13 protein-coding genes and 1 pseudogene are annotated in these 10,934 nt (G+C 35.7%); 6 read left to right on the top strand and 8 right to left on the bottom strand.

The window, feature by feature from the left end; genetic code table 11:
• Positions 1–103: 103 nt before the first annotated feature.
• From ACIR131C_RS0108495 to ACIR131C_RS0108515, 4 genes are all read right to left on the bottom strand, one after another.
• Positions 104–400, bottom strand: coding sequence for a helix-turn-helix domain-containing protein (locus tag ACIR131C_RS0108495; protein ID WP_028089845.1), 297 nt, complete (start codon positions 398–400; stop codon positions 104–106).
• A gap of 14 nt (positions 401–414) precedes the next feature.
• Positions 415–708 (bottom strand): type II toxin-antitoxin system HigB family toxin, encoded by a 294-nt coding sequence (locus ACIR131C_RS0108500; RefSeq protein ID WP_028089846.1) that lies wholly within the window; start codon positions 706–708, stop codon positions 415–417.
• 909 nt (positions 709–1,617) lie between these two features.
• On the bottom strand, positions 1,618–1,914 hold the full coding sequence (locus ACIR131C_RS27325; RefSeq protein ID WP_081677179.1) for a hypothetical protein: 297 nt from the start codon (positions 1,912–1,914) through the stop codon (positions 1,618–1,620).
• Between the two features lie 45 nt (positions 1,915–1,959).
• Entirely contained in the window at positions 1,960–2,394 is a 435-nt protein-coding gene (locus tag ACIR131C_RS0108515; protein ID WP_028089847.1) for a SufE family protein, read from the bottom strand.
• A gap of 227 nt (positions 2,395–2,621) precedes the next feature.
• On the opposite strand from ACIR131C_RS0108515, the gene psaK reads away from it, so the two are divergent.
• Complete coding sequence (gene psaK / locus ACIR131C_RS0108520) at positions 2,622–2,882, top strand: photosystem I reaction center subunit PsaK (protein ID WP_028083052.1); 261 nt, start codon at positions 2,622–2,624, stop codon at positions 2,880–2,882.
• A 263-nt stretch (positions 2,883–3,145) separates the two neighbouring features.
• Entirely contained in the window at positions 3,146–3,640 is a 495-nt protein-coding gene (locus ACIR131C_RS0108530) for an ureidoglycolate lyase (protein WP_028089848.1), read from the top strand.
• Positions 3,641–3,648: 8 nt separating this feature from the next.
• Here ACIR131C_RS0108530 and ACIR131C_RS0108535 read toward each other — a convergent pair whose 3' ends face one another.
• Positions 3,649–4,065: an NUDIX hydrolase gene (locus tag ACIR131C_RS0108535; protein ID WP_028089849.1), complete on the bottom strand. Its 417-nt coding sequence runs from the start codon at positions 4,063–4,065 to the stop codon at positions 3,649–3,651.
• 261 nt (positions 4,066–4,326) lie between these two features.
• On the opposite strand from ACIR131C_RS0108535, the gene ACIR131C_RS0108540 reads away from it, so the two are divergent.
• Together ACIR131C_RS0108540 and ACIR131C_RS0108545 are read left to right on the top strand one after the other, a co-directional pair.
• Complete coding sequence (locus ACIR131C_RS0108540) at positions 4,327–5,067, top strand: cytochrome c biogenesis protein CcdA (protein ID WP_028089850.1); 741 nt, start codon at positions 4,327–4,329, stop codon at positions 5,065–5,067.
• 3 nt (positions 5,068–5,070) lie between these two features.
• Complete coding sequence (locus ACIR131C_RS0108545; RefSeq protein WP_028089851.1) at positions 5,071–6,450, top strand: cytochrome c biogenesis protein; 1,380 nt, start codon at positions 5,071–5,073, stop codon at positions 6,448–6,450.
• A gap of 99 nt (positions 6,451–6,549) precedes the next feature.
• Here the strand turns inward: ACIR131C_RS0108545 and hisG are convergent, their stop codons facing one another.
• Positions 6,550–7,194, bottom strand: coding sequence for an ATP phosphoribosyltransferase (gene hisG / locus ACIR131C_RS0108550; RefSeq protein ID WP_028089852.1), 645 nt, complete (start codon positions 7,192–7,194; stop codon positions 6,550–6,552).
• A gap of 75 nt (positions 7,195–7,269) precedes the next feature.
• Between hisG and rppA the strand changes: the two genes are divergently transcribed.
• Positions 7,270–7,962, top strand: a complete 693-nt coding sequence (gene rppA / locus ACIR131C_RS0108555; RefSeq protein ID WP_028089853.1) for a two-component system response regulator RppA — start codon at positions 7,270–7,272, stop codon at positions 7,960–7,962.
• A gap of 159 nt (positions 7,963–8,121) precedes the next feature.
• Here the strand turns inward: rppA and ACIR131C_RS0108560 are convergent, their stop codons facing one another.
• Both ACIR131C_RS0108560 and ACIR131C_RS0108565 read right to left on the bottom strand, forming a co-directional pair.
• Positions 8,122–8,502: a hypothetical protein gene (locus ACIR131C_RS0108560; RefSeq protein ID WP_028083059.1), complete on the bottom strand. Its 381-nt coding sequence runs from the start codon at positions 8,500–8,502 to the stop codon at positions 8,122–8,124.
• A 46-nt stretch (positions 8,503–8,548) separates the two neighbouring features.
• Entirely contained in the window at positions 8,549–10,225 is a 1,677-nt protein-coding gene (locus ACIR131C_RS0108565; RefSeq protein ID WP_028089854.1) for an ABC1 kinase family protein, read from the bottom strand.
• A gap of 300 nt (positions 10,226–10,525) precedes the next feature.
• Between ACIR131C_RS0108565 and ACIR131C_RS22270 the strand changes: the two are divergent.
• Positions 10,526–10,934, top strand: a pseudogene (locus tag ACIR131C_RS22270) (hypothetical protein); the annotation flags it as partial.

Genomic DNA, 10,934 nt, shown 5'->3' on the forward strand with positions numbered 1-10,934 from the left:
ATACCTTCTCTCTTCAATCTTATACTCTTTTTGTCTCATTCTTAAGTTAAACTACTATAATTTACCTCTGACTGCAATTATTTGATGACATGATAATCAATAATCAGTGAGTCATTTCATTTAAAGCTATATTAATTATTTCTTCACTAACTCCATGATATTTTAAATTTTCAATAAAAGTAGAAACTCCTTGATTACGACTTTCTAAATAATATAATATAGCTGCGATAGGAGATGGAGGATCAATAGGATAATTTTGTTGTTCATAGACTTCTACTAAAGTCGTTAAAATATCTAATTTCTCATATTCTGGTGTATTAGGTTCAGCATCAAAAATTTGTTCGATTTCTTTTAATGCCTGTTGATGATCTGATTCTGTTCTAATGGGTTTTAAGTTCATAATATCAAGCCTCCTTAAACAATAGTAGCATCTATTTTGTCATATTCTTGATGAGTACCAATAAAGCGAATAAAAATAATGCCAATTTCATAACGAATATGGATAATTAAACGATAATTATTACCTTTAATATTAAAAATTACTCGGTTATTGGCAATAATACTGGCATTAGCATAAACTTCTTTAATATCTGATGGACTTTGCCAATTTGCACGGGAAGCATCATCAAACCATGCTTTTAAAGGCTGTTCTGTATCAGGATGTTTTTGCCAATATTCTCTTAGGGTACTCCGAGCAATAATTCTCATTGTGATAATTTTTATTAAACTGAATTGTTGTTTTAGACTCGCTAGGTTAACCGTATACATGGTATCTAAAATTACATTTATAAAAATTGTTTACAGGATTTACAAGTATATTTGTACTATGATACAATAAATGCGATATTCTCAGTTTTTCAATAGGAGTAAATTGTATGTCAAATCATAGCGGAAGTTATATGTTAAATGAAGTGATTACAATTTACAAGACGTGAGCATTGTTTTGATCATTTGGATCAAGAAAAGAAGCAAAATCTGATTGGAGAAATTGTCCAACTAGCTCGTTATGAAGATGATTGTAATCCGGGGGAAATTTTAGAAGGACATACAGACTATTTTAAAATCTGTTATTGTTGTTTGGCGAAAACTAATGATCTTGAATCTGGTCTTTGTGTAAAATGCAGGTGATACTTTGCATATTGTTTAAGGGTTGGTTGGGTTTTCTATTTTAATAGAATCGGATTCAGGCGATATCTTTCGATTTAATACTAATGATTATTATCTGAGATATTTTTTGATATTATCAGGTAGTTTTTCATTTTCTGTTTTTAAATTATTTTTATATCCATATTTAGATGACAGACTTACTAAATCTACCTCAGTCTATATAAGACAGCCAGGGAATAAATTCCCTGTCTAAAAACAAAAGTCGCTTAAAACCGACTCATAAAAAATAATTCTCCTTTGTTCTGCTTGATTGTGAATCGTTGCATTAACTTCTAATACTTTGATACCTAGTTTTCCGGCTATTTGTTTTGGTGTTAACTTTAATGTCCGTAAATTCAGGATTTCTTGTTTTTGTGCTGGTGTGATAATTTACTATTATCTCCAAACAACCTATACAAAAATACTAAACCTTAATTAACACCTTAGCAAATTTCAAGGTATTTTTAATTTTCAATTCCCCAAAGAAGTTGACAAAATAATTAATTCTCCTTGTTCACCACCTGCGGCTAATAATTGTCCTTGGGAATGCCAAGATAGAGTAGAAAAACCTGCTTCACTTAATCTCGCTAATTCTGCCATTTCTGCCCTGGTAGAAACGCTGCTAAAGGCTGGTAATAATAGAATGGGTGAACCTTGGCCAAGGGTTTCATATACTATTCGTAATTCCTGATTTTCCCATTGCCAAGGATATTCCTGTACTTTACCACCAAATGCAGCAGCGGGATTTGTTAATAAATTAGTAGACATCTGATTAAGTTCATAATTAGAAAGAATTTACTTATTTCCTAATCCCTAACTTTCTAACTTACATTCTAAAGCTTTTTTTTGCATAGTTTTAAAAATGTTGTAAAAGCCATTAGCACGAGAAGGCGTTAAGCTAACATTTAAGCCAGTTTCTTGAATAAAATCGGGAGTAAGTTGGACTATTTCTGTGGGTGTTGATCCATTTAATCCTTCTATCAATAATGCTAATAATCCTTTGGTTAATTGGGAATCAGAATCACCCTGAAATATTACTTTATCATCTGCTAAAGATGCGGTGACATATACTTGAGAAACACAACCGGGAACTTTGTTTGCTGGGAGTTTGTCAATTTCAGGAAACTCTTGCAGTTTTTGAGCGTACCATATTAACTGTTCATAGCGTCTTTTGGGTTCTGTAGCCCTTTGAAAGCGTTCGACAATTTTTTTCAGCGCAGGTGGTAAGGAATTAATAGTTGAGGACATGATCAATTTCAGGAAGTAATTACTTTTATCTTACCAATTATCAGCCCTTCCAGATAGCATAAGTATGATAAAACACTAAAACTGGCTATTCAGTAGTATGATTGTTTCTATTGTGAATTGCAAACAAATGTTAAATTTTACTACAAAGTAAGCAATGATATAGATTTTTATTACCGAATATTTAGATGATATTGTTAAGTATCCCCAAATATCAGGAGTAAATTTAGATGTTAACTTCAACCTTGTTGGCTACAGCTACAACAACGTTAGAATGGAGTCCTAATATTGGCATCATTATGATTGTAGCCAATATTTTTGCGATCGCTGTGGGCAAATTTACCATTCAGCAGCCTAACGCTAAACCAGAATTACCAGCGCCTCAATTTTTCGGTGGTTTTGGTTTACCCGCTGTACTAGCAACTGCTTCTTTTGGACATATCTTGGGAGCCGGTATTATTTTAGGACTACATTACATTGGCAAAATCTAAATTTTGCTAACTGGAAATTAGAGGCAGGAAAATATATTTCCTCTCTCTTTTTCTCGGAATAATAAAGATAAAATAGAAGTGCCTTGCATAATGACAATATTACAGTGGTGCGGGCATCTTGCCCGCATTGTAGCTCACTCAAGCTGAACTTGCTGTATGTTTCGCGCAAAGCCGCAAGGTCGCAAAGTCGCAAATTTTGAGATTTCAAATCTTGGTTTTTTAAAATTTAATTCAGTCACACCCAAATATTTAGTCAAGAACTTATGAGTACATTATCAAAAATCCAAAAATTACCATCTCAATTAATTACACCAGAGAATTTTCAACCCTATGGACAGGTAATATATGCCAGTAAAGATGGCAAAAATTTTGATCAAGAAGACGCACAATTAAATTTACAAAATGGTATTCCCCGTTTTTATATTATGCGGTTACAGGAAAAAGGTAGAAAATTTCACCACATTACTCGTCATGTCAAATGTACTCAATGTTTAGGTTCTTTAGATGGTAAAGATTGGTTTATGGTAGTTTGTCCACCAAATAATCATATAAATGAACCTGAATTGTCAAAAATTGCGGCTTTTCACATTCCCGGAAATTGTTTTATTAAATTAGATGTGGGAACTTGGCACGCAGGACCATATATTGATCATGAGTTTGTAGATTTTTATAATTTAGAATTAAGTGATACAAATGTAGTAGATCATTTTACCCATAATTATCTCAAAAGTCATAATTTGTCCTTTGAGATAATTTAAATACTCTTCTATTGGTTCATTATTAATGAAGTCTGAATAATTCTTTTTAGTGAATTTTCCTTCACTAATTCAGCAGCTTGCTTAACTTCTAACCATTTTCTTTCCCTTGCAGTGGCTTCTGGCCAATCTTCTAATACTTCTTCTACAGGTAATAAAAATAAATTTACTCGATAGATATTCCCCCGTTTGCGATATTTATAATTACCAAATTTTTCCGTTGTGACTCTACCTAAAACTCCCGCTTCTTCCCATGCTTCCTTTGCTGCTGACTCATGAGGACTCATACCTTTACAAAGTCCCCCTTTAGGAATCACCCAACCTTGACGTTTACGAGTTGTAATTAATAAAATTTCTACTTTTCCCTCTATTATTCTATAGGGAATAACTCCAGATTGTTGTAAAACTTTACTGGTTTTTTGAGCCATGGTGGTAGATTCCTTTGCAACTACTATTTTCGGTTTTCTACGGATATTTGATGTTGATTTAATCCTAAAATAATCTTCAGGATAATTAACCTGATTCTGGGCAATCTTTACTAGAAATTCATCAATCTTTCACAAAAATCCGGGAAAATATCTGGCAACACCCTAATTAATCCTAATTAATATTTACTTGTTTTCATCACTTTATCACCCAAAATATGTTAAAATTCAACCAGAGTAAGCATTTTTTACTTAAAGATACTCATGTTAGAAATTCTAGAAACCCGAATTTACCAACTGGAACAATTTGCTAATACCCTGGTTACTAACCAACTTACCCACTTAAGTATTGTGAGTATTGGCATTATTTTTGCTGCGGGCTTACTTACCAGTCTTACACCCTGTATGCTGTCTATGTTGCCCATTACTATTGGCTATATTGGTGGTTATGAAGCTAAAACCCGCTTACAAGCAGCAGTTCAATCAACTTGGTTTGCGTTAGGATTAGCAACTACACTGGCCGGAATGGGCATTATAGCAGGTTTAGTAGGTAAAGTCTATGGTCAAATAGGAATTGGTTTACCAATTATTGTCAGCATTATTGCTATTATTATGGGATTAAACTTATTAGAAGCATTACCCATACAATTTCCTTCTTTAAATGACACAAATTGGATTTCTGAAGATTTGCCACCCGGAGTCCGTTCCTACTCTCTTGGGTTAACATTTGGGTTGGTTGCTTCCCCCTGTAGCACACCAGTTTTAGCCAGTTTATTGGGTTGGGTTGCTAATAGCCAAGATTTAGTTTTAGGTGCTGTTTTACTACTTGCTTATACAGCCGGATATGTAGCTCCATTAATTTTAGCAGGTACGTTTACTGCTAGTATTAAAAAACTATTAGAATTGCGCCGTTGGTCTGGCTGGATAAATCCTGTTAGCGGGGCATTATTAGTAGGTTTTGGTGTTTTTTCCTTAGTTTCTCGTATCCCTATTAGTAGTTTCTAAATAATGACTTTAGATCAAACAACATCCACAGAATTAATTTGGTGGTTAATACCTGGTAAATTTGTACGGCGAAAAATTTTACCCATATTAACTGATTTACGTTTGGCAATTATCCTCTTATTAGTAATTGCCTTATTTAGTGTTAGTGGTACTGTCATTGAACAAGGACAATTACCTGCATTTTACCAATCTAACTATCCAGAACATCCCGCTTTATTTGGGTTTCTCACTTGGAAAGTTATTCAAGTAGTCGGGTTAGATCATGTATATCGAACTTGGTGGTTTTTGAGTTTATTAGTTCTATTTGGAACGAGTTTAACAGCTTGTACCTTTACTCGTCAATTACCAGCCCTGAAAGCTGCTCAAAAATGGAAATATTACGCAGAACCTCGCCAATTTCAAAAATTAGCTTTGAGTGCTGAATTAGATGGTGTTTCCCTACAGTCAATTACGCCAATTTTGCAGCAAAAAAGTTATCGGATTTTTCAAGAGAAAGATGATATTCTGTATGCTCGTAAAGGTATAATTGGTCGCATTGGTCCGATCATTGTTCACATTGGTATTGTCGCCATTTTATTAGGCGGAATTTGTGGATCAATGACGGGATTTATGGCTCAAGAAATGATTTCTAGTGGGGATACATTCCAAGTAAAAAATATTGTTGATGCTGGTGCTTGGTCTTCTCAAGATGTGTTAAAAGATTGGTCTGTGCGCGTTAATCGCTTTTGGATTGATTACACACCAACGGGAGGAATTGACCAATTTTATTCAGATATGTCTGTGCTGAATAATCAAGGTGAAGAAGTTAATCATGAGAAGATTTATGTTAACAAACCTCTGCGTTATCATGGTGTAGTTTTCTATCAAACAGATTGGGGAATTTCCAGCGTTCAGGTAAGATTAAATAAAAGTCCAATTTTCCAATTACCAATGGCACAATTAGACACCAAAGGTAAAGGTAGAATTTGGGGAACTTGGATACCAACAAAACCTGATTTAAGCGAAGGTGTTTCTCTATTAGCTAAAGATTTACAAGGAATGGTATTAATTTATGATGCTCAAGGTAAATTAATTAATACTGTGCGTGCAGGAATGTCTATCCCTGTAAATGGAGTTAATTTAAAAATTATTGATGTCATTGGTAGTACAGGTTTACAAATTAAATTTGATCCGGGTATTCCCATTGTTTATACTGGCTTTGGTTTATTAATGTTGGGTGTAGTCATGAGTTATTTTTCCCATTCCCAAATTTGGGCTTTACAAAAAGGTGAAACTTTATATATTGGGGGTAAAACTAACCGCGCTCAAGTTGCATTTGAACAAGAAGTTTTGACAATTTTAGATCAACTTAGTTCGGTCAGCAAAACAGAAAAAGGTGAATAATTTTGTAGGTTGGGTTGAGGCTTTGGGAAACCCAAAAAAATCTCGAAAATGTTGGTTTTCATTCTTCAACCCAACCTACTAATTGCCTATACTAATAAATTAAACTGGGTTGAGTATTTCTAACCGCATTTGTGCAATTAATTGATGTAAATTACCTGTATTCAAACGGTAGCTTAAAGGGTGAACGATTAACCGCGCTGTACTTTCATACAAAGTGGCAATTTCAATTAAACCATTTTCCTTTAAAGTCTTGCCCGTGGAAACTAAATCAACAATTGCTTCCGACATTCCCGTAATTGGACCCAATTCTACAGAACCATACAAAGGGACAATTTCTATGGGTAAATCTAAACCTTGGAAATATTCTCGCGCACAATTTACATATTTAGAAGCAACCCGACCATGTGCGGGTAAATCTAAAGGAGATTTGTAAGAACTGTTCGCTTTTACAGCCACAGACATTCGACAATATCCAAACTTTAAATCTACTAATTGCGCTACTTGAGGCTGTTTTTCTCTAATAACATCGTAACCCACAACTCCCAACTGTGCTTGACCATATTCTACATAAACAGGCACATCTTGCGCTCGGACTAACAGCCCTTTGGCTTGTCCACTAGTATCAGGAATTTGCAATTGACGGTTTCCTGATTCTAAGAAAGCACTAAAATCTAATCCCACAGATTGTAATAGCTTGAGAGTAGGTTTAAGTAATTCACCTTTTGGTATGGCAACAGTTAACATTCTTTTTTTGATGTCCTTAATGTGTTTATAATTCACTATATTGAGAATATATCTATATTGTCCATTGCCAACAAAATGAAAATTTTATTAGTTGATGATGAAATTGAACTAACTGACCCTTTAAGTCGTCTTTTAACCCGTGAAGGTTACAGTGTTGATACTACTTATGATGGCATCAGTGGCAGCAATTTGACAAAAATGGGCAGTTATGATCTACTGATTTTAGATTGGATGTTACCAGGAAAAACTGGGTTGGAGATTTGTCAGGAATTACGTTCTCAAGGTAAAACAACTCCTGTGTTATTTCTCACAGCCAAAGATACTCTTGATGATAGAGTTCAAGGTTTAGACGCGGGTGCTGATGATTATTTAGTAAAACCTTTTGAATTGCGGGAATTACTAGCAAGAGTTCGGGCTTTATTGCGTCGTGCTGGTACAGAATCTCATAGCAATATAACGGGAAAATTAATTGTAGGAGATTTGGAACTTGATATCCAAAATCAAATAGCTTATCGTCACGGAAGAATAATTGAACTCTCGCAAAAAGAAAGTCAGTTATTACAATACTTTATGGAAAACACCGGACAATTATTAACTCATGCCCAAATTTTACAGCATTTATGGCAACATGAGGAACAACCTAATAGTAATGTTGTTCCCGCTTTAATTCGTCTGTTGCGTCGTAAGGTAGAAGTAGGGAATAAAACTCAACTTATTTATACTGTTTATGGGAAAGGTTATCGTTTTGGAAGTATTTTTATTGAATGAACTGAGAAGTTTTGGCGGTTACAAACCGCGTCTAAATAAATAAAACCCCCTAACCTGCTTGACTGGGAGAAAAGAGGGTTTTTAAAAACCTCTCCTCCAAGCCAGGACAAGTTAACAAAAGGGGTTTATTTATACATCTCATGACTTTTCAAACAGCTATTAAGACCAAGAATCTAAATCTAGAGATTGCATTCCTTGACTTTTAACATAATCTAGCAAACCTCCTAATTGCCACCAAAGAAATACACAAGTTAACAAACTTATTGGTAAACCCACACCCAAAGCTAGTTCAGAGGGAAAACCGAATATCTCTAAACCGCAAGTAATAAATAAACAAACACCACTCGTAATACCAATAAATGGGACTAATAATTGTTTATAAAAAGAACGAGTATTAGTATTTTCTTGAGTAGACTTATCATCAGGCCATTGCTGAACAATTACTTTTAATGTCCCAGATAGAGCCAGACCAGAAGTTAAAGCCGTGAGAAAACCAACTAATAGTAAAAAGTAGGGCGGTTGTAAAGGGTAATAGTACATGAAAACTCCTGGTTGTTATTAAAATTCGTTTTTATTTGGTAACAAATTACTTTGCTAAAATAGCTGCTACACTTTCTTTGGAAAACTCTGTTAACAGGCTAATTGCCACATTTAGTAAGCGATTTGGTGGTAAATCATCTTTGACCAAATCCCATAAACGTTGGACTTCTTCCGTGTGTAAACGGTCATCTTCGGTCAGGGCTAATACTAATTGACGACGTAAGAATTTACCCTCTTCTGAAAGTATAAATTCTAGACCCATTTTTGCGGTTGGTAAAACGTCAAATTGACTATCAGTACGAGCAATGGTAATCAGGTTTTCTAACCGTTGCCACTGAAATTTACCATCTTTAAACAATACATTCAATAGCCGCCGTCTGAGTGCGGGAGATTCCCCAGTTAATAACCGCCGTGCTATGTAAGGATAACCCACTTCTACGATTTTGAAATTGGGGTTGAGACTTAGAGCAATACCCTCTTGTGTCACCAGAGAACGAATAATTAAAGCAAATTTCGCCGGCACACGGAAAGGATATTCATACATCAATTCCGAAAACTCATCAGTAATGGTTTTGAAGTTAAAGTCATTGACATTTTTACCAATAGCGTTCCCTAGTACGGCTTCCAATGCTGGTACAATGGGGGCAATATTGGTATTTGCAGTTAAAAAGCCCAATTTGACAAAATCCGTGGCTAAATCGCCGTAATCCTTGTTTACTAAATGCACTAAAGCATCAACTAAACTTTCCTTGGTTGTTTCCTCCAATTGATCCATCATGCCAAAATCAATGTAAGCCATGCGACCATCGGACATAGCGAACAAATTACCTGGATGAGGATCAGCATGAAAAAAACCATGCTCTAATAGTTGTTGTAACCCAGTAGTTACACCTATTTGAATAATTGCTTCTGGGTCTAAACCTACGGCTTGGATATTTTGAGTATCTGTGAGTTTAAAGCCGTTAATCCATTCCAGAGTTAAAACATGATTACTAGTATAATTCCAATAAATACCTGGAACTTTTACTTGCGGGTCATTACGGAAATTATGGGCAAACTTTTCCGCATTGCGCCCTTCATTGATGTAATCAATTTCCTCAAATAACTTTGTACCAAACTCGTCTACAATTAAAGTTAAATCGTGACCGAGATTCAGTGGTAGCCAGGGCGCGAGCCAACTAGCAACCCAACGCATCAGGTACAGGTCTTTTGTCAGTAGGGGGCGTAAATTGGGGCGTTGTACCTTCACAGCCACTTCTTCACCACTGACCAGGTGTCCATGGTAGACTTGACCTAAACTAGCCGCTGCTACTGGCTGAGGGGAAAGATCCCGGAAAATCTCGCCAATGGAGCGATCTAACTCTGTTTCAATAATCTGATATGCTAGACCATTATCAAAAGGTGGTAACTGGTCTTGTAGCTTTACTAGTTCCGCTAAAAAGTCTTTGCGGATTAGGTCGGGACGGGTCGAGAGCGCTTGACCAACTTTAATAAATGTCGGACCTAACCGGGTGAGTAAATTTCTTAACTCAATAGCTCTTTGTCCTTGATTTTCCTCGACTTGTTCTTGCCATTCGTCCCACTTGAGACTAAATACAAATCCTGCAAAAGACCAGATGATGCTCAGTAGTCGTCCCCAAACCAGCCAGGGACGGTAACGAAAGTAACGAGCGATCGCTTCTGGATTATACTGTTTTAATTCAGTAGATTGATACTGACCCACGCCTTTATTTGCCTCTCCAACTGGGAATTTTACACCGTCGCCATGATCCCGTGCTAACTTAGTTGTTGGTAAAGGATCATAGTAGTTTTCTCTTGAGAAAAAAACCTTAACCGCATCTAGCAGCAGTAGCTAACTAACTGAGCCTATTCAGCTAGATATATTGATATTTTTCTTAATTATACTTTATAAAAGTACAAACTTTTTGTGTATATTGGTGGCATTTTATCATTTCTTAATGACTAAACCCTTTCTATAATGTAGTTAATTTTGTCACCACTCAGTAAAAAATCTGAATCAGTTATGCAAATCACTAATAGTGAAATCCAAGCTATGGGGGAATTAATGCCCGATTATACCCCTGGATCCCGAAGCAATGGATCATTTAGAAAGGCACAATGGCGACATGAAAAGGGCTTTTCAAGATTTATGGCCAGCAAAAAATGGTCAAGCTATGATGGGGAGAGATAAGTCACTGTTACAAATCACCCTCAAAGCCTTGGGAAATGAACTTTGTGGTGATGACGGGTTTCGTGGTCAAATTAAAGAATATACCAGAAATCCTAGCAGTTCTCCTTTACTCACTGGTGTGATAGTTTCCTGAGTGGGTTTAGCTTCAGCTAACGGCGTACCCTTGAGGGGGCGATCGCCACTGTGATAGTTTTATATATCCTGAAAATAGGGGTCAATATCTTTTGCGATTACACTGAAC

This window comes from Dolichospermum circinale AWQC131C, from assembly GCF_000426905.1.
Lineage (GTDB): Bacteria > Cyanobacteriota > Cyanobacteriia > Cyanobacteriales > Nostocaceae > Dolichospermum > Dolichospermum circinale.